Origin of the sequence: Tianweitania populi (assembly GCF_014652875.1) — a bacterium.
Classification (GTDB): domain Bacteria; phylum Pseudomonadota; class Alphaproteobacteria; order Rhizobiales; family Rhizobiaceae; genus Tianweitania; species Tianweitania populi.
Map to the genome: position 1 here is coordinate 16,140 of NZ_BMZQ01000005.1, position 17,593 is coordinate 33,732.

At 63.0% G+C, this 17,593-nt stretch carries 17 protein-coding genes; 7 read left to right on the forward strand and 10 right to left on the reverse strand.

What is annotated here, in order from left to right; translation table 11 throughout:
* Positions 1 to 118 precede the first annotated feature (118 nt).
* The 5 genes from IE166_RS18575 to IE166_RS18595 all read left to right on the forward strand — a co-directional run bounded on the left by IE166_RS18575 (position 119) and on the right by IE166_RS18595 (position 5,573).
* Positions 119 to 1,162, forward strand: coding sequence for a LysR substrate-binding domain-containing protein (locus IE166_RS18575; RefSeq protein ID WP_189506926.1), 1,044 nt, complete (start codon positions 119 to 121; stop codon positions 1,160 to 1,162).
* A gap of 127 nt (positions 1,163 to 1,289) precedes the next feature.
* Positions 1,290 to 3,041: an alkaline phosphatase gene (locus IE166_RS18580; protein WP_189506927.1), complete on the forward strand. Its 1,752-nt coding sequence runs from the start codon at positions 1,290 to 1,292 to the stop codon at positions 3,039 to 3,041.
* A gap of 91 nt (positions 3,042 to 3,132) precedes the next feature.
* Positions 3,133 to 3,600 carry a hypothetical protein gene (locus tag IE166_RS18585; RefSeq protein ID WP_189506929.1) on the forward strand — a complete coding sequence of 156 codons (468 nt, stop codon included), beginning with the start codon at positions 3,133 to 3,135 and terminating at the stop codon, positions 3,598 to 3,600.
* Positions 3,601 to 3,603: 3 nt separating this feature from the next.
* The gene (locus IE166_RS18590; protein WP_189506932.1) at positions 3,604 to 4,302 is read left to right on the forward strand and encodes an ABC transporter ATP-binding protein; all 699 of its coding nucleotides are present in this window, start codon (positions 3,604 to 3,606) and stop codon (positions 4,300 to 4,302) included.
* Positions 4,299 to 5,573 (forward strand): ABC transporter permease, encoded by a 1,275-nt coding sequence (locus IE166_RS18595; RefSeq protein WP_189506934.1) that lies wholly within the window; start codon positions 4,299 to 4,301, stop codon positions 5,571 to 5,573. The genes IE166_RS18590 and IE166_RS18595 overlap by 4 nt, the downstream gene beginning before the upstream one ends.
* Before the next feature lie 3 nt (positions 5,574 to 5,576).
* Here the strand turns inward: IE166_RS18595 and IE166_RS18600 are convergent, their stop codons facing one another.
* The 9 genes from IE166_RS18600 to IE166_RS18640 form a co-directional block, all read right to left on the reverse strand.
* Positions 5,577 to 6,800, reverse strand: coding sequence for an NAD(P)/FAD-dependent oxidoreductase (locus IE166_RS18600; protein ID WP_189506936.1), 1,224 nt, complete (start codon positions 6,798 to 6,800; stop codon positions 5,577 to 5,579).
* Positions 6,801 to 6,906: 106 nt separating this feature from the next.
* Entirely contained in the window at positions 6,907 to 7,638 is a 732-nt protein-coding gene (locus tag IE166_RS18605) for an SDR family NAD(P)-dependent oxidoreductase (RefSeq protein WP_189506938.1), read from the reverse strand.
* An 11-nt stretch (positions 7,639 to 7,649) separates the two neighbouring features.
* Positions 7,650 to 8,381: an NAD(P)H-dependent oxidoreductase gene (locus tag IE166_RS18610; RefSeq protein ID WP_189506940.1), complete on the reverse strand. Its 732-nt coding sequence runs from the start codon at positions 8,379 to 8,381 to the stop codon at positions 7,650 to 7,652.
* Positions 8,381 to 9,313, reverse strand: coding sequence for a BKACE family enzyme (locus IE166_RS18615; protein ID WP_189506942.1), 933 nt, complete (start codon positions 9,311 to 9,313; stop codon positions 8,381 to 8,383). Before IE166_RS18615 ends, IE166_RS18610 begins: the two co-directional genes overlap by 1 nt.
* Positions 9,314 to 9,339: 26 nt before the next feature.
* The gene (locus IE166_RS18620) at positions 9,340 to 10,284 is read right to left on the reverse strand and encodes a DUF6282 family protein (RefSeq protein WP_244641586.1); all 945 of its coding nucleotides are present in this window, start codon (positions 10,282 to 10,284) and stop codon (positions 9,340 to 9,342) included.
* A gap of 24 nt (positions 10,285 to 10,308) precedes the next feature.
* Positions 10,309 to 11,103: an HpcH/HpaI aldolase family protein gene (locus IE166_RS18625; protein ID WP_244641587.1), complete on the reverse strand. Its 795-nt coding sequence runs from the start codon at positions 11,101 to 11,103 to the stop codon at positions 10,309 to 10,311.
* 23 nt (positions 11,104 to 11,126) lie between these two features.
* Positions 11,127 to 12,407: a TRAP transporter large permease gene (locus IE166_RS18630; protein ID WP_189506944.1), complete on the reverse strand. Its 1,281-nt coding sequence runs from the start codon at positions 12,405 to 12,407 to the stop codon at positions 11,127 to 11,129.
* Complete coding sequence (locus IE166_RS18635; RefSeq protein WP_189506945.1) at positions 12,404 to 12,967, reverse strand: TRAP transporter small permease; 564 nt, start codon at positions 12,965 to 12,967, stop codon at positions 12,404 to 12,406. Before IE166_RS18635 ends, IE166_RS18630 begins: the two co-directional genes overlap by 4 nt.
* 128 nt (positions 12,968 to 13,095) lie before the next feature.
* Complete coding sequence (locus IE166_RS18640; RefSeq protein WP_189506947.1) at positions 13,096 to 14,094, reverse strand: TRAP transporter substrate-binding protein; 999 nt, start codon at positions 14,092 to 14,094, stop codon at positions 13,096 to 13,098.
* 192 nt (positions 14,095 to 14,286) lie between these two features.
* On the opposite strand from IE166_RS18640, the gene IE166_RS18645 reads away from it, so the two are divergent.
* Both IE166_RS18645 and IE166_RS18650 read left to right on the forward strand, forming a co-directional pair.
* Positions 14,287 to 15,198, forward strand: coding sequence for a cupin domain-containing protein (locus tag IE166_RS18645; RefSeq protein WP_189506949.1), 912 nt, complete (start codon positions 14,287 to 14,289; stop codon positions 15,196 to 15,198).
* Between the two features lie 117 nt (positions 15,199 to 15,315).
* Entirely contained in the window at positions 15,316 to 16,095 is a 780-nt protein-coding gene (locus IE166_RS18650) for an IclR family transcriptional regulator (RefSeq protein ID WP_189506951.1), read from the forward strand.
* Positions 16,096 to 16,117: 22 nt separating this feature from the next.
* Here the strand turns inward: IE166_RS18650 and IE166_RS18655 are convergent, their stop codons facing one another.
* Entirely contained in the window at positions 16,118 to 17,554 is a 1,437-nt protein-coding gene (locus IE166_RS18655; protein WP_189506953.1) for an NAD-dependent succinate-semialdehyde dehydrogenase, read from the reverse strand.
* Between the last annotated feature and the right edge of the window lie 39 nt (positions 17,555 to 17,593).

The following is a 17,593-nucleotide window of genomic DNA, read 5'->3' on the forward strand; positions in this document are numbered from 1 at the left end:
CCGCGCTCCCCCGTGAGGCGCAGGTTAGACGCATAGGGGAAATCCCCAAGGTATGATTGTCAAATAGCTTGTTCTCCCATCAATATAACCAAAGCTCATATTGTGTTTGGATGACGCCATGAACGTTCGGCAGCTCGAAGCCTTTCAGGCCACGATCGAAACCGGCTCGGTCTCGCGCGCCGCACAGCGCCTGAATGTCAGCCAGCCCGCCGTCAGCAAGCTCCTGCGCGCCTTCTCAGAAAGCTGTGGATTTCCCTTGTTCGTGCGCAGCGGCGGCCGTCTGGTGCCGACCCAGGAAGCGCGCATGCTGGCAGGTGAAGTGGACCGCATGTTTTCAGGCACGGAGCGTGTCGCGCGCCTTGCCAAAGCCCTTAAGAACCGCGAATGGGGCGAGGTCAGCGTGGCAGCACCGGCAGCCCTCGCCACGCGCTATCTCGCCCATGCCCTTTCGCCGTTTCTAGCGTCCCAGCCCGACCTGCATTTCACGCTGAAAAGCCATCATTCTCCGCGCATTGCCGAACTGGTTGCAGCGCAACAGATCGATATTGGTTTAACCGTCGTGCCGTTCGACCATCCGCAGGTCGATGCCGAACTCATCATGCGCTTCGACATGGTCTGCGTGCTGCCGGCAGGCCACCCACTGGCGCGCAACAATGCGGTCAGCTTCGAGGATCTGCGCAGCGAGCCCTTCATTTCGCTGGCGCGCGACGATTGCTCGCTGATGACGATCGACAGCGCGTTTCGGGCACATGGCGTACAGAAGCGCACGACGATCGAAGTGCCGCTATCGGAAACGATCTGCGGCTTTGTCGCCAACGGCGTCGGCGTGTCAGTGGTGCCGCCCTTCGTCGGCCTCGATTATGGGGAAAGCCAGCTGGTGCGCCGGCCCTTGCTGCCCGCCACGCCTATGCAGGTGTGGATGCTCACCCCCAACACCCGCCCGCCTTCACTGGCCGCACAAAAGCTCGCCGACATGATCCGGCAAGCTGTAGGAGCGTTTGACCAGCGCGAGGCGGGTGGTGGGGGAGAAGGCGCGACGAACGAACAGCCGCGCAAGCCGGTGGACCTTGCTGTGCTGCAAGCCCTTACGGCCACGCTTCCTGTCCAGACTGAAGATGTTGGCGAATTCGTGCGCGCGCTGCGCGATGCCGATCGCTATTGATCGGGCGCTGGTTGGCAAGCAGCAACCCGAACGCCTCCTTCAGCGACCACTCATACACCTGTCATCCGGCTGACATGCGCAGGCGCTAGCGAGCGGCTTGTGTCTGATCCTCACCGGAGAACCAACCATGCGCGGCTTGCTCGCCCTTTTGACTGCAACGACCTGTTTGGCCACCGCCACGGTCGCCAGCGCCACCACCATCTATCCGCTCGATCGCGCAACGATCCTTTCCGGCTCGCCATTCGACATGAAGGTCGAGTTCGACGGCGTGGTTGCTGAAGGCGATGTGACGGTCACGATCAACGGCAAGCCGGCCAAGGACGTGCTCGGCGGCGAGATCGCGTTCATCGAAAAGGAAGCCGATGCCGATGCGTCCGCGATCCGCTTTAAGGGCGTGACCATCGCCAAGGCCGGCTCCTATGAGATCGTCGCCAAGGCCGGCGACGAGACCAAGACCGTCACCTGGGACGTTTACGGCACGGCCGAGACCCCGAAGGCCAAGAACGTCATCTTCCTCGTCGGCGACGGCCTGTCGGTTGCCCATCGCACCGCTGCCCGCATCATGTCGCACGGCATGACCGAGGGCAAGGCAAACGGCCGCCTCGCCATGGACGACCTCGACCGTATGGCCTTTATCGGCACGTCTTCCACCGAAGCGATCGCCACCGACAGCGCCAACACGATGTCGGCCTACATGACCGGCCATAAGACGGCCGTGAACGCGATCGGCGTTTATGCCGACCGCACGAAGGATTCCATGGACGACCCGAAGGTCGAGACCATGGCCGAGGCGCTGCGCCGCCAGACAAACAAGGCGATCGGCATCGTCACGACCTCGGAACTGCAGGACGCGACCCCGGCAGCCGTGGCCTCCCACACCCGCAAGCGCGGCGACAAGGCCGAAATCAATCAGATGATGTTCGATGTAAAGCCCGACGTCATCCTGGGCGGCGGTTCCGCCTACTTCCTGCCGCAGGCCACGCCGGGCTCGAAGCGCAAGGACGACAAGGACTTCGTCAAGATGTACCAGGACGCCGGTTACACGCTGGCGACCAACAAGGAAGAGCTCGAAAAGGCAACCGGCACCAATACCGGCAAGATCCTCGGCCTGTTCCACACCGGCAACATGGATTCCACGCTCGACCGCGAGTTCCTGAAGAAGGGCACGGTCGGCAAGTTCCCGAACCAGCCAGGCCTGGAAGAGATGACCAAGGTCGCGATCGACCAGCTGTCGAAGAACCAGGACGGCTTCTTCCTGATGGTGGAAGGCGCCAATATCGACAAGATGTCCCATCCGCTGGATTGGGATCGCGCGGTGATGGACACGATCGAGTTCGACAAGGCCATCCGCGTGGCGATGGACTTCGCCAAGAGCAACCCGGACACGATGATCGTCGTCACGGGCGACCATACGCATGGCGTTTCCATCATCGGCACGGTCGATGACGAGAAGGAAGGCACGGACATGCGCGAAAAGGTCGGCACCTACGCCGATGCCGGCTTCCCGAACTACACGGACGAGAACGGCGACGGCTATCCCGACAAGATCGACGTATCGCGCCGCCTGTTCCTGGCCGCCAACAACGGTCCGGATCATTACGAGACCTTCCGTCCGAAGCTCGACGGCCCGTTCGTTCCGGCGATCCAGAACGAGCAGAAGCAGTATATCGCCAACGAGCAGTACAAGGATGTTCCGGGCGCCGTTCTCGTGCAGGGCAACATCCCGCGCGATGGCGACACCGGCGTTCATGCCGTGGACGACGTCGTGCTGCAGTCGAACGGCCCGGGCTCGGAAGGCTTCAAGGGCTATATGGAACAGAGCGACGTTTACCGCGTGCTGGCCGACGCCTTTGCCTTGGGCACCAAGCAGGCCAAGTAAAAGCGGTCAAATCTGACCCAAGCGGGAGCCCGGGCGACAAGTCCGGGTTCCCTTCGCCTTTTCCGACTGACACCGGGGTCATGCCGTGACCATGGACGCTTCTTCCTTCATTCGCATCAGCCGCCGTCACGCGCTCGGGCTCATCGGGGGCGTCGCCCTGATGCTGCCGGCGCGACAGGCGCTCGCGGCTCCATCGAGCCTCACCTTTGATCAAATGTATGGCTCGGTGGGCGTGCTCGGCCTCACATTCTCCGACAAGCTGAATAGCCTTCAGGACAAGCCCGTTTCCATGCAGGGCTTCATGGCGCCGCCGCTGAAGGCCGAGGCCAACTTCTTCGTTCTGACCGAAATTCCGATGGCGCTTTGCCCCTTCTGCTCGTCGGATGCGGACTGGCCGGACAACATTGTCGTGGTTTATCTGAAGGAAGCCCAGACCTTCGAACAGGCAAACGCCACGATCGAGGTCACCGGCAAACTCGAAGTCGGTTCCTGGACCGATCCCGACACCGGCTTCGTCAGCCTGGTGCGGATCGTCGACGCCGCGTTCGAGACGGTCTGATCCATGCTGCCGCTTGTTGTCGAAGCGCTCGACGTGCGCTTTCCCGGTTTGGCACTGCCTGCCTTGGACATCCCCACCCTCCAGCTCAAGGCCGGCGAACGCCTTGCGCTGACCGGTCCATCGGGCTCCGGCAAGACGACCCTCATCAACATCCTGACCGGCCTTGAGCGCGTGCCGCATAACCGTGCCGCGAAGTCATCGGTGCGTTGGGGGGATACGGACCTCGCCAGTTTATCCGAGCGCCGCCGCGATCAATGGCGCGCCGCCAATGTCGGCTTGGTCATGCAGGACTTCCACCTCTTTCCCGGCCTGTCGGCGCTCGAAAACGTGTTGCTGCCGCAGCGCCTGGCGCATCTGAGATTGCCGGCCGGAATGTACGACGATGCCTTGCGCCTGTTGAGCCAGGTCGGCATCGAACGGCTCGATCAGGCGGTCGAAACCCTATCGCGCGGGCAGATGCAGCGTGTCGCGGTAGCGCGCGCGCTGCTTGGCCGGCCGGGCCTCATCGTGGCCGACGAGCCGACCGCCAGCCTCGATGCGCAATCGGGTGCCGCCGTCGCCGAACTCCTGCTCGACCTCGCCGCCGAGATCGGCGCGACCCTGATCGTCGCCAGCCACGACCACCGTCTGGTGGACCGCCTCGACCGCGTGCTGCGGCTGGAAGGCGGACGGGTGGTGCAGCCGGAGCTTGCAGCCGCATGATCCGCTTCATCGCCGCCGACCTGCGCCGCCACTGGATCGGCGTTCTGATCGTCATGCTGCTGATTGCGCTGGCCACCGCACTCGGTGTCGCCGTCACCTTGCAGGAACGCGCTTTGCGTCTCGGTAGCGCCCGCGCAGCGTCGGCCTTCGACCTCGTGATCGGCGCGGCCGGCAGCGAAACGCAGCTGATCCTGTCTTCCGTGTTTCTCCAGCCGGCACCCCTCCCCCTCGTGCCCGGTCAGGTTCTGGCCGAGTTGAACGCCGATCCGCGCGTCGCCTGGGCGGCACCCGTCGGCTTCGGCGATTTCGTTGCGGGCTATCCGATCATCGGCACCACACAGGCGGTGCTGGATGGTTTGAGCGGCGTTGCGGACGGCGAAAGCTTCAGCCATCTGGGCGATGCCGTGATCGGCTCGTCCGTGCGCCGCAAGATCGGCGACCGCTTTCATCCCTTCCACGGCACGGTCGGCGAAGCCGGGCATGTGCATGACGATGTGGACTATGAAGTCGTCGGCCGTATGAAGCCGACAGGCACGCCCTGGGACCGCGCCATCCTTGTGCCGATCGAAGCGGTGTGGGCGGTGCATGAGCATCATGATCATGAGGAAACCGCGCCGGCGGCTGCAGCCGGCGAGACTCCCGAGGAACAACACCACAATCATGCCGGCCACGATCATGATCACCACGGCCCCTTCGCAGCCCTGGTCGACCGCCACGCCGCCAGCACGAGCAACAATCCCGGCGTGCCGGCCATCGTGGTGAAGCCGAAATCGATCGCCGACGCCTATAATCTGCGCCAGCAATATCGCCGCGAGACGACCGTCGCCGTGTTTCCCGGCGAGGTGCTGACGCGCCTTTACGGCACGCTCGGCGATGCGCGCCAGATCCTGAGCGCGGTGTCGCTCGGTGCGCAGGCGCTGGTTGCGGCGTCGATCCTGCTGGTGATCGCCGTGCATGTGTTGCAGCGCCGCCGCCAGATCGGCGCGCTGCGCGCCTTCGGGGCACCGCGCGGCGTGGTTTTCACGATCGTTTGGCTGGAAGCCTTCGCCATGCTCGCCGCCGGCGTTCTTGCCGGCTTCGCGATCGGCTATGCCGCGGTTCGTGCCCTGTCGGCCCGCCTCGCTGAAGCCAGCGGTGTCGCCATGCCGGTCGAGTTCCGCAGCACGGATCTCGGCACGCTCGGCCTGCTGTTCGTTGCCGTGGCGATCGTGACGCTGATCCCCGCCTTGCTCGCTTACCGCCAATCGCCCGCGCAGGCGCTCAGGAGCTAGACGCTATTTGCGCAGCACATAATCCTTTAGCGTAAAGCCGGGGCTTGCGACCGCATCGGCACTTGGCCGAGCTAGCTCCGAGCCGAACAGCTTGCGCGCGGCCATATGGTTGCCGGCATGGTTAGCGGTTTCCACCGCGGCCAGCTGCCCGTCGCGGAAGGCGAACACCGACAGGCCCTTGTCGTCACGCTGTTCGATAAAGATGTCGCTGCCTGTTCCCAGACCCGCGATCTGCAGCTTCAACGGACCCTGATCCGACCAGAACCATGGAACGGCATCGTAAGGAACGCGCTCCTGGCTGGTGATGAGCGCCGCCAGCGCACGCGCCTGATCCGTCGCATTCTGCACAGATTCCAGCCGCAGCCGCGAGGCCAGCGCTTTGTCCGGGAAGTTGGCGCAATCGCCGATCGCGTAGATGTGGGGATCGCTCGTCGCCAGATGTTCGTCCACCACGATGCCGTTCTCGACAGCAAGCCCCGCATGGCGGGCGAGCTGATCGTTAGGGATGACGCCGATGCCGGCCACCACGAGATCTGTCTGGAGCCGGTCCCCATTGGTGGTGACGACATGGGTCACGTGACCGTCCTTGCCCTCCAGATGCGCAATGCCGGTCTCCAACAGGAATTGCACGCCGCTTTGCTCATGCGCCTGCTGGAAATAGATGGAGATCGCGGGGCTGACGGCGCGCGCCATGATGCGCGGCGCGAGGTCGAGAACCTTGACGTCGAAGCCGAAATGCCGCGCGCCCGCTGCGAATTCCAGGCCGATAAAACCGGCGCCGATCACCAGCGGCTGATGCCTCTCGTCTTCCAGCGCGCGCTTGAGACGATCGGCATCCGCGCGCGTCGCCAGTCCGTGCACGCCCTGCAGCGTGCCGCCCTCGACCGGCAACTCGCGACGCCGCGCGCCTGTTGCCAGCACCAGCGTGTCATAGGCGACCGGGGCATGACCCTCGACATGAACGCGCTGTGTTTGCCGGTCGATGCTCGTTGCCGTTCCGTCGATGCGCTCGATGCTTTGCTCGTCGAAGAAGCTGTCCGGCCGGAAAGTCAGACCCGAGGCATCGAGTTTGCCCATCAGGTAGGCTTTCGACAACGGCGGCCGCTGATAGGGCGCGCCGCCTTCGTCGCCGATCAGAGTGACACGGCCGCTGAAGCCGTTCTGCCTAAGCAAATGCGCAAGGTTGAAACCGGCATGGCCGGCGCCGATGATCACAACGGAAGACATAAGCGGCAAGCACCTGAAGAAACGCTGATCGGCCCGTTAGAGGGGCGGCAACGTTCATAAGCCACGCCTGATGGTCAAGCAACGCGCTGTTGCCGGATGATGGCCGTCAGGTCAGCCCGCCATCCGCAAGGATCGTGCGGCCGGTGATCCAGCGCGCATCGTCGGACGCCAGGAAAGCCACGATGCCCGCAATGTCATCAGGCTGGCCGATGCGGCCGAGCGGCGTTGTGGCGCGGATTTGCTCGCCGCGCTCGGCGATGATCTTCGTGGTCATGTCGGTTTCGATCACCCCAGGCGCCACCGCATTGACCGTGATGCCGCGCGATCCAAGCTCCTTGGCAAAGCCATGCACCAGCGCCTGAACGGCAGCCTTGGACGCAGCATAGACCGTGCTGGTCGGGATCGGGCTGAAGGCCAGGCGCGACGACACCTGGATGATCCGCCCGCCCTCCTGCATCACCGCAGCCGCAGCCTTGGTCAGCATGATCGCGCCGGTGACGTTGGTGTCGAACATCGTGCGGATATAGGCCTCATCCACCGCGTCCAGCGAACGGTAGGGTCCGATGCCTGCGGTGTTTACGAGAACGTCCAACTGACCGAAGCGCTCGACTGTTTCTGCCACCATCCGCGCGGGATCGCCGTCACGCCCGACATCGCCTTGAACGGCGAGGGCCTGGCCACCCGCAGCCTCAATGTCGCGCACGATTGCCTCGGCTTCCGCCGATGAGTTGCGGTAGCCGACGGCAATTGCCATCCCGTCCTTCGCAAGTCGGCGCGCAACGGCGGTGCCGATGCCGCGCGATCCGCCTGCAACGAGCGCAACCTTTCCTTTGTCCATGGTGCCCTCTCCTATCGCTGTTGCTTCCAGGCGCCGTCCGGCACGAGGTCGAGCGGGTTGGTGATCGTGAGGCTGCGGTCCACCGGCTTGGCGGCGGCGGCCAGAACGCGTTGCTCCAATTCATCGAGGTAGGCCAACCGCCCCGCATGGTCGGTGCGCGGCGCGCCGTAAGCAACGAAGGGCTCTTCGAGTTCGTAGCCCATATATTCGAGCCCAAGATGCTGCAGCTGCCACAGCACCTGGCTTTGAAGATCGCCATAAGCATTGCTCGCGCCGAACCGCGCCGTGGTGCCGCCCGAGGTCATCGACACCATCGCCCGCCGACCGCGAAACACGCCGGTTTCGTAGCGCAAGCCATCAGCATAGCCGAAGCCATAGGCGAGGACACGTTCGCCCCAGCCCTTGATGATTGCTGGGGGTCCACCCCACCACAGCGGGAATTGGAACAGGATGAGATCCGCATTCGCCACCCGCTCTTGTTCGCGAGCGATGTCTGGCGCGAAAGTGTCGTGGCGGGCCGCATGCGCCTGCTCGGTCTGGTAGTGGAAGATGGCGGGATCGGCGACGCTGGTGAAATCGTGCCGGCCGGCAAGCGGATTGAAGCCCTCCGCATAAAGATCCGACACGACAACCCTGTGCCCGGCTCTCTCCAACGCCGCCCGTGCACGATCGCGCAGCGCTGCGTTGAAGGAAGCGGGCTCGGGATGGGCGTAGACGATCAGGACGTTCTTGCCAGCCGCCACTAGAACGCCACCCGGTCCGCACCTTTGAGCTGCAGGATGTCGCGCGCTTCATCCGGCGTGGCGATCGACAGACCCAGCCCTTCGATGATGCCGCGAACCTTGGTGACCTGCTCGGCATTGGTTTTTGCCAGCTGGCCGGGTCCGATCCAGAGCGAATCTTCCAGACCGACCCGCACATTGCCGCCGATCGCCGCCGCCTGTGCAGCAATGCGCATCTGGTTCGAGCCCGCCCCCAGCACCGACCAGGAATACTGGTCGCCGAACAGCCGGTCGGCTGTTCTTTTCATGTGCATGACGTCTTCCGGATGCTGGCCGATGCCACCCAAAATGCCGAACACGCTTTGCACAAAGAAGGGCGGCTTGACGATGCCGCGATCCACGAAATGCGCGAGCGTATAAAGGTGGCCGATATCATAGCATTCCACCTCGAACCGCGTGCCGTTCTCCGCACAGGTGGTCAGGATGTTCTCAATATCCGCGAAGGTGTTCTTGAAGATGCGGTCGCGCGAGCCTTCCAGATAGTCGCGCTCCCATTCATGCTTGAACTCCTTGTAGCGGTTCAGCATCGGATAAAGGCCGAAATTCATCGAGCCCATGTTGAGCGAGGCCACTTCCGGCTTAAAGGTCGATACCGGCCGCAGCCGCTCCTCGATCGTCATGGTCGCGGCCCCACCGGTGGTGATGTTCACCACGCAATCCGAGCGCTGCTTGATCACCTTCAAGAACGGCTCGAACGCTTCCGGCGACTGGTCGGCCGAGCCATCCACCGGGTTGCGCGCATGCAGATGCACGATCGCCGCGCCCGCTTCCGCCGCCCCGATCGCGGCATCGGCGATTTCCTCGGCCGTCACCGGCAAATGCGGCGACATCGACGGCGTGTGGATCGAACCCGTCACCGCGCAGGTGATGATCACTTTGCGAGCAGCAGCCATCCCTTTTCCTCCTCGTTTGGTTCTGTTCAGGCCGCGAGATTGATCAGGCCGCTGGCATTGGTGGAGATGATCTTCTTGATGTCGGCCTTATCAACCTGATGGTCGAGCAGGTCGGACACGATCATGCGATAGCCATCCACCGGCTTCGGCGCCTGCGTCAGGCCGAGATCGGAGCCGAGCACGGTGCGGTCAACGCCCGCCACTTCCATCATGTGGATCAGGTCTTCCGTTTCATGCTGCTTGGCACGGCCTGGAATGAACATGCAGATCGAGTGCTCCATGTAAGCGCCGAGCCCGACCAATCCGCGGATGTCCTCGTCGGAACAGCCGATGATGTAGGAAGGGTGGTTCACCAGCATCTTCTTGACGCCGCGCTTTGCCGCTTCCTCGAAAAGCACGAACAGCTCGGCCGCCGAAAGGTGCCCGCCCGCCAGAATGATGTCGGCTTCGGCGATCAGGTCGCAGATCTGCTTGGCCTCGTCGATCAGCTTGCCGTTGGCATCGAGTACCGTGAGCGGGATCGGCGGCAGCATCGGCTTGGCCGTTTTGGGGAAGCTCTTCGAGGCATAGGCTTCGATATGGTTCTTGGCCGCAAAGGTCGGAAACCAAACGATCTTGCCGCCGAGCTTGATGTTGTGGTCCACCGCATGCGGGTTGATGCCGCCCGACGCGTTGTTGAGCGCCACGCCCGAGTAAAGCTCCACCTTCGAATCCGGGTAGATATCCTTCAGCACCGCGCAATGCGGCATGCCGACATAGTAATGATCCTTGTAAAGCAGCGCCTTGAAGCCTGCATCTTCCGCCATCTGGAAGGCTTCGGTGTGACCGAGGATACGCGGCATGGCGGCCGGGCCGGAATGGCAGTGCAGGTCAACCGCGTCGACCAGAAGCTCGGCCACTTCCGCGGTTCGCTCCGGCGACATTTCGGTCAGGGGTACGATGGTGGGATAGTTCGTGTTGTTGTCGGCCATTGTTCGTCTCCTCCTCAGGTTCGATCAGGCGCTTTTCGCGCCCACGGCTGATATTTCGGAATAGGCTTTCGACGCGGCCTGGCGCAGAAAGCCCTGGTCGGATGCGACGATGAAGGTGGTCGCACCCATGGCGTTGAAGCGTTTGGCGTCGTCGGCATTGGCCACCATCATGGCAACCGGCTTGCCCGCCTTCTTCGCCGCCGCGATGATCGTCTCGCAGGCGCTCATGATTTCCGGCGCATCCATGGCCGGCGCGCCCAGCGCCACCGTCAGGTCGCCGCGACCGATGAAGACGCCATCGAGGCCTTCCGTGCCGACGATCGCATCGATTTCGTCGAGCGCTTCCGGGTCCTCGATCATCGCGACAAAGGTCACGGCCGCGTCCTGCGCATCCACATGCGGCCACACACCCACGGCCCCGAAGTCGCCGGCCCGCGTCGTGTTGGAAAAGCCGCGCCGTCCGCCGCGGAAGCGGCAGGCCTGGACGATCTCCTTGGCCTTGGCCGGTGAACTCACATGCGGCACCAGCACGCCGGCCGCGCCATCGTCCAGCACGGCGAGGATCTTGGCCGGCGTCGGTTCGGCCACCCGCACGATGCCGGCGGTGCCACTGGCCCGCGCTGCCAACAGCGCCGCGTCGATCGTGCCGCGATCCCAGGGCGCGTGTTCCTCGTCGATCACCACGAAGTCGAAGCCGAGATTGCCGAGGATCTCGATCGGATGCGTGGTCGGCGTCTTCACGAAAGTTCCGACAAGCGTTTCACCTGCAATGAAGCGCTGGCGAAAGCCGGTTGGAGAAGTCGATGATGACATGGTCATTCCTTTTCAGATCGACCCGCTGCTTACGGCAGCGGGGTCATGAAGTTCGGCAGCCAGAGCGTCACGGCCGGGATGAGGGCGATGGCTGCTAGAAGCGCGATGCAGATGAAGAACATCGGCACGACTTCCCTACTGACCGCCCCCAGCGACTGGCCGGAGATGGCGCAGACCACGAAGAGGCAGACGCCCACCGGCGGCGTAACCATGCCGATCACCACGTTCAGCGTGACCATGACGCCGAACTGAACCAGATCCATGTCGATGACATCGGCCACCTTCAAGAGGATCGGCATGGTGACGATCATCACCGAGATCGGCTCCAGGAACTTGCCGAGGATCAGCAGCATGATGTTGACCATCAGCAGGATCACCAGCTTGTTGTCCGAGACGCCAAGCAGAAGATCGGCGAACTTGGTCGGCACCTGTTCGATGGTGAGCGCGAAGGCCACGATGCTCGCCATGGCAAGGATGAAGAGCAGCCCGGACGTCGCGATCGCGGTCGACACCAGCGATTGCCAGATCTTGTCCCAGGACAGTTCGCGGTGAAGCAGGCCGACCAGCAGCGCATAAGCCACGGCCACGGCAGCAGACTCGGTGACCGTGAAGATGCCGGTCTTGACGCCGCCCACGATGATCAGTGGCAGCATGAGCGCCGGAATGGCCTGCATCAGCAGCGGTCCGCGTTCCTTCCACGGCACTTTCGGCATACGAGGATAGTCGTGGCGCCAGGCCTTGAACCAGGCGTAGCCAAGCAAGCCCAGACCCAGCAGCAGGCCCGGCACGATGCCGGCGATAAACAGCTGGCCGATCGAGGCGCCCGACAGCACTCCAAAGATGATCATGGTGATGCTGGGCGGGATCAGCGGATCGATCACCGCGCTGATGGCCACGAGCGCCGCGCCGTAGGAAGCCGGAATGCCCTGCTTGGCCATGGCCGGGATCATAAAGGAACCGATGGCGGAAGCCTGTGCGATCGCGCTGCCGGAAATGCCCGCAAACAGCGTGCTCGCCAGAACCGTCACCAGAGAAAGGCCGCCACGGAAGTGGCCAACCAGCGCATTTGCAAAGCCGATCATGCGCCCGCTCAAGCCACCTAGATTCATCAGATTGCCGGCAAGGAGGAAGAGCGGGATGGTGAGCAGCACGAACTGGTCGACGCCCTGCAGCATGCGCTGCGGCAGCGCCATTACCAGCATGCCGTTGCCGGTGAGATAAAGGTAGAGCAGGCCGCCAGCGCCCAGCGCCAGCGAGATTGGAATGCCGATCACGAGGAAAACGGCAAAGATCCCGAGAAAGGCAATCACGTCGCGGTCTCCATCGTAGCAGGCGGCGCGAGCGGCTGGCCCTTGGCCACGCGCCAGGTGTCGTAGGCAAGGCGTGCGAGGAAGTGGATGAGCAGGATGGTGCAGCCGACCGGCACGGCGACATAGACCCAGAAGACCGGCACATGCAGGTCATTGCCGGTCAGCGAGTTCCAGATGAAGTCGAGCGCCGGGATCATCTGCCTGGCAAAGCGCGAAGCATGGGTCCAGCCCGCCACGATGATCATGTAAAGAAAGACGGAGATCGGGATCGCGGTCAGATAGCGGATCGCCATGTAGACGGCCGGCGACACATAGGCGCTGAACAGGTCGAGAATGACCAGCTCACCCCGGTGATAGGCGTAACCGACGAACAGGAAGGTCTGCCAGATCAGGATGTAGCGGCACAGTTCCTCCGCCCAGATCAGCGATGAATTGAAGACGTAGCGGGCGATGACCTGCACCACCATGACGGTGACGATGACGGCCATCGAGCCGCCGGCAAGCACCTTGATGACGCGCTCATAGGCACCAAACAGCCTGCCGAAACTTGATTGATTCATTCCCATGGCTTTCTTCGAGAATGCAGGGCGCAAGCCACGCGACCACCGTTAGCGGTGCGCGCTTGAAGCTTGCGATCGTTTCGCGATGATGCCGACCCAATCTACCGAGAGATCGGCTTGATCTGGGTTCAGCTCGCGTTGCGGGCTGCTGCCGCGAACTCGGCGATCAGCGGATCCTTGGCGCTCCAGGTGTCCACGATCGGCGCAACCTTGGCCTGCATCTCCTGCAGGTTTTCCAGTTCGTAGATCGTCACGCCCTTGGCCTTGAGCTGGTCGCGGCCTTCCATGTCCTGCTTGGCCGTGTAGTCCATGGTCGGCTTGATCGATTGCTTGCCGGCCTCGCGAACCGCCTGCTGCAGCTCCTGCGGCAGCCCATCGAACACCATCTTGTTCATGGCCGTGACATTGTGCCAGGGATAATGACCGGTGAGCGTGAAGTTCTTGCCGACTTCCCAGAGGTTTTCAGACAGCATCGAGGACACGTTGATCTCGACGGCGTCGATGACCTTGGTTTCCAGCGCGCCATAGACTTCGCCATAGGGCAGACCGACGGGCGATGTGCCCACCGCTTCCCAGATGGCCTTGTGCAACGGCACCGGCAGGATGCGGGTCTTCAAGCCGGCAAAATCGGGCAGCGACTTCACGACCTTGCCGGCCGACACGAAGTGGCGCTTGCCGATGTCCGTCGTCTGCAAGCCGACAAGGCCGGCTGGCTCCAGATCGTCCAGAAGCTTCTGGCCGACATCGCTGGTCGCGAGCTTAGTGAAGTGATCATAGTCGCGGATCAGGAAGGGCAGCTGATAGGCATCAAGCGCCTGCCGCCCGGTAACGAGCGGATACTGCACGCCCGAGCAGCCGCAAAGATCGACCACGCCCGCAATCGCGGATTCGAGGTTCTGCTTGTCTTCGCCGAGCTGGCGGTTCGGAAAGATGGTAATTTCAATGGCGCCGGGAACGAGCGTTTCCAGCGCCTTCTTGAACTCCAGCGCGGCGATGTGGCCGGGGTGAATTTCGTTGGCAGCATGAGCGTACCGCATCTGGATCGGTGCGGCGCGGGCAATATTGGGCATGGCAAGGGTAGCAGCCATTGCGCCAGTCGACGCAAGGACCTGTCGGCGAGTCAGCATGAACGTCTCCTCCGTTTCGTTATGCAGAACGCTGTTACGTAGAATAGTGTTTTGATTGCTTTCCGCTGTCAAGCGGGAGGTTGAAAGAATTTGCTAGCCCGCCCGTACGGGACGCACTTGACAATCCAGACGTTCAACACGCATCATTTTCGCTATCAACGTTCTGCTTGAGAGAACGACGGGAGGAAGACGATGTACGATCAAACAGATCCGCGTTCGCGCATGGCTGCCGCTTCCGCTGCACAGGCATCAGCGCCAACCAGCTTTTCCGGCGCCGACTACGGCCTGTTCTACCAGACGGATCCGCAGATCACCGCAGACGGTGCCCGCACATGGCTGACCCGCGGCCAGAACTTCCTCGTGGGTTATAGCGAGGTCGAGGCCGGCGGGTCCCTGTCGCGCACGGGCCAAGGCGACGAATATGTTCTTCTCCTGTCTGACCACGAAACGCCGGCAATCGTGGAAGCAAATGGCGAGCGGTTAGAGGTGGACGGCTTTTCGCTGGTGATCCTGCCGCCCGGCGACAGCCGCATAACCCTGCCCAACGGGGGCCGCGCAACCCGTATCTTCTCGACCCGGTCGGACGATCTCAACGCGCTTTGCGCCAATGCCGAGTCTTACACTGAGCGGCACCCGAATGTGACATTGCTCGAGCCCTGGCCCGATCCGGTTGGCGGCTTTCGCATCCGCGCCTACAGCCTGGACGTGCCGCCCAGCCAGGGCCGATTCGGACGCATTTTCCGCTGCACCACGCTGATGGTGAACTATCTCGACGAGCAGCACGGTCCGCGCGACATCGCGAAACTCTCGCCGCACCATCACGACGACTTCGAGCAGGGGTCGCTCGCCCTAGACGGCACTTACACGCATCATTTGCGCTGGCCCTGGACAACCAACCTCAACGCCTGGCGCGATGACGAGCATGCCCTGGTCAAGTCGCCGTCACTGACCGTGATCCCGCCGCCCGCCATCCACACCTCGCGCGGTATGGATGACGGGCTCAACCAGCTGGTCGACATCTTCTCCCCGCCCCGCACGGATTTTTCCAACCAGGGTTGGGTGCTAAACGCCGACGAATATCCTGCACCAGCCTCGCTCAGCTGACATCGGCGAGGTTGTCGCAGTGCGGCAGCCTTGCTCCAGAACGAAAATGGCGGTCTATCTGCCCAAAGCCCGCACCGGCCGGTTCGCGGCACGAGATGGGTCGGAAACGGTCAAAGCATGAATGAGGCACCCAAAGGCGGTTCGATCCAGGCGGTCGAGTTTGCGCTGGAAATCCTGGAATATGTCGCCCGAGGCCAGACCTCGGTCGGCGTGTCGGAAATGGCGCGTGCCTTCAACACCACCAAGAGCCGCATCCACCGCCACCTGCAAACGCTGGTGTCGGCCGGCTACCTCATCCGCAACGAGGAAACCGAGCGCTACTCGATCAGCGCCCGGCTGATGTCACTGGGCCAAGCTGTCAGCGAAAGCTTCGAGCTGGCAACCGCTGCCCGCGAAGTCGCCCGCGAGTTGCGCGACCAGACCGGTCATGCGGTCGCGATCAGCCAGCCGGAACCGGACGGCGTGCGCATCCTGCTGATCGTGCCGAGCCGCTCCAACATCGAGATCCACGTCAAGCCCGGCTCGCTTCTCCATTACCATGCCAGCGCCCAGGGCAAGGTCACGCTTGCCTTCGGCGATCGGCTGCTTCTGCCGCGCATCCTGTCCGAAGGGCTCGATATGCGGACCCCCTACACCGTCACCGATGCGGACCAGTTGCAGGCGGAAGTCGATGCCGTGCGCAAGCGTCGCTGGGCAACCGGACCCAACGAAGCCATGGTCGGGCTGAACGCGGTCGCCGCACCCATCTTCGATGCGCTCGGCGGCTTCGTCGGCGCGATCGCCATCAACGATTCCGTGCAGCACATCGCGCCCGATCCAAGCCTCGATCAGGTCCGCGCCGTGCTGGCGGCGGCTGATAAGATCTCCGCCAATCTGGGCTATCGGGCACGCAAGTAGCCGCTGTTTGGCGCAGTCTGCGCTACCACTCGGCCGCTATGTACTTCGCTTCCATGAATTCGAGCATGCCGTGATGGGCCCCTTCACGTCCCAGACCGCTCTGCTTGACGCCACCAAAGGGTGCGGCCGGATCTGACACAAGGCCGCGATTGAGCGCCACCATGCCCGCCTCGATGCGCTCGCTGACGCGTAATCCCTTGGCGAGATCGCGCGTGTAGACGTAAGCGACGAGGCCATATTCCGTGTCATTGGCAAGCGTCACGGCCTCATCTTCGGTGTCGAAAACATAGACCGGCGCCACCGGACCAAAAATCTCTTCATGCGCCATCTTGGCATGCGGCGGCACATCAACCAGCACGGTCGGTGGATAGAAGAAGCCGGCGCCCTCCCCGCGCTCACCCCCGCACAAGACGCGGCCTCCCTGTGAGACGGCGTCCTCGACCAGTTCGGTGATCTTGTTCACGGCAGCCGCATTAACCAGCGGGCCGCAGTCCGTCGTTGCTTCTGCGCCGGCGCCCACTTTCATCGCGCGCATGCGCTCCGCCAGTCTGGATGCAAAGGCCTCGGCGATGCCGCGCTGGGCGTAAAGTCGGTTGGCCGCCGTGCAAGCTTCACCGCCATTGCGCATCTTGGCGATCATGGCTCCATCGACAGCCTTGTCGAGATCGGCATCGTCGAACACAACGAAGGGCGCGTTGCCGCCGAGTTCCATCGAGCAATGGATGATCTGCTCCGCCGCCTTGCGCAGCAGGATGCGTCCCACTTCCGTCGAGCCGGTGAAGGAAAGCTTCCGCACGCGTGGATCTTCCAGCATGGCGTTGACGACGGCGGAGGTCTTGCTGGACGTAATGACGTTGACCACGCCATCGGGAACGCCTGCTTCCGCCAGAAGCTTGGCAACGGCGAAGGCGGTCAACGGCGTTTCGGTTGCCGGCTTCAGCACGCAGGTGCAGCCCGCCGCCAGCGCCGGTGCGATCTTGCGCGTGGCCATGGCGGCGGGAAAATTCCATGGCGTGATCAGCAAGGACACGCCGATCGGCTGATACTGCACAAGGATGCGATTCGTGCCCGAAGGTGCGGCGGACAGATCGCCATTGATGCGTACCGCTTCTTCCGCGAACCAGCGGAAGAACTCGGCGGCATAGGCAACCTCACCGCGCGCATCCCTCAGCGCCTTTCCATTTTCCAGCGAGATCAGCCGCGCCAGATCCTCGCTGTCGCGCATCATCAGCTCGTAACAACGGCGAAGGATTTCGGACCGTTGCCGTGCCGGCGTTTTCGCCCAGGCCGGCAAGGCAGCCGCTGCCGCATCCACCGCCGCAATCGCGTCGCCAACATCGGCATCCGCGACATGGTCGAGGACCGTACCGTCGGAAGGATTGATCACCGCAATCCGCTTATCCGATGAGCCTTGAGCCCAGGCGCCGTTGATGAAGAGGTCTGTCGGATGATTGGTCATCGTGTCTCAGCTCTTTCAGGTTCGTGTTATCGGCGACGC

Excerpts from the sequence above, each read along its gene's own strand:
- IE166_RS18655 (WP_189506953.1), bottom strand. The coding sequence starts at position 17,554 with ATGACCAATCATCCGACAGACCTCTTCATCAACGGCGCCTGGGCTCAA.
- IE166_RS18595 (WP_189506934.1), top strand. The coding sequence starts at position 4,299 with ATGATCCGCTTCATCGCCGCCGACCTGCGCCGCCACTGGATCGGCGTT.
- IE166_RS18625 (WP_244641587.1), bottom strand. The coding sequence starts at position 11,103 with ATGACCATGTCATCATCGACTTCTCCAACCGGCTTTCGCCAGCGCTTC.
- IE166_RS18640 (WP_189506947.1), bottom strand. The coding sequence starts at position 14,094 with ATGCTGACTCGCCGACAGGTCCTTGCGTCGACTGGCGCAATGGCTGCT.
- IE166_RS18575 (WP_189506926.1), top strand. The coding sequence starts at position 119 with ATGAACGTTCGGCAGCTCGAAGCCTTTCAGGCCACGATCGAAACCGGC.
- IE166_RS18600 (WP_189506936.1), bottom strand. The coding sequence starts at position 6,800 with ATGTCTTCCGTTGTGATCATCGGCGCCGGCCATGCCGGTTTCAACCTT.
- IE166_RS18615 (WP_189506942.1), bottom strand. The coding sequence starts at position 9,313 with ATGGCTGCTGCTCGCAAAGTGATCATCACCTGCGCGGTGACGGGTTCG.
- IE166_RS18585 (WP_189506929.1), top strand. The coding sequence starts at position 3,133 with ATGGACGCTTCTTCCTTCATTCGCATCAGCCGCCGTCACGCGCTCGGG.
- IE166_RS18635 (WP_189506945.1), bottom strand. The coding sequence starts at position 12,967 with ATGAATCAATCAAGTTTCGGCAGGCTGTTTGGTGCCTATGAGCGCGTC.
- IE166_RS18620 (WP_244641586.1), bottom strand. The coding sequence starts at position 10,284 with ATGGCCGACAACAACACGAACTATCCCACCATCGTACCCCTGACCGAA.
- IE166_RS18605 (WP_189506938.1), bottom strand. The coding sequence starts at position 7,638 with ATGGACAAAGGAAAGGTTGCGCTCGTTGCAGGCGGATCGCGCGGCATC.
- IE166_RS18580 (WP_189506927.1), top strand. The coding sequence starts at position 1,290 with ATGCGCGGCTTGCTCGCCCTTTTGACTGCAACGACCTGTTTGGCCACC.
- IE166_RS18650 (WP_189506951.1), top strand. The coding sequence starts at position 15,316 with ATGAATGAGGCACCCAAAGGCGGTTCGATCCAGGCGGTCGAGTTTGCG.
- IE166_RS18590 (WP_189506932.1), top strand. The coding sequence starts at position 3,604 with ATGCTGCCGCTTGTTGTCGAAGCGCTCGACGTGCGCTTTCCCGGTTTG.
- IE166_RS18645 (WP_189506949.1), top strand. The coding sequence starts at position 14,287 with ATGTACGATCAAACAGATCCGCGTTCGCGCATGGCTGCCGCTTCCGCT.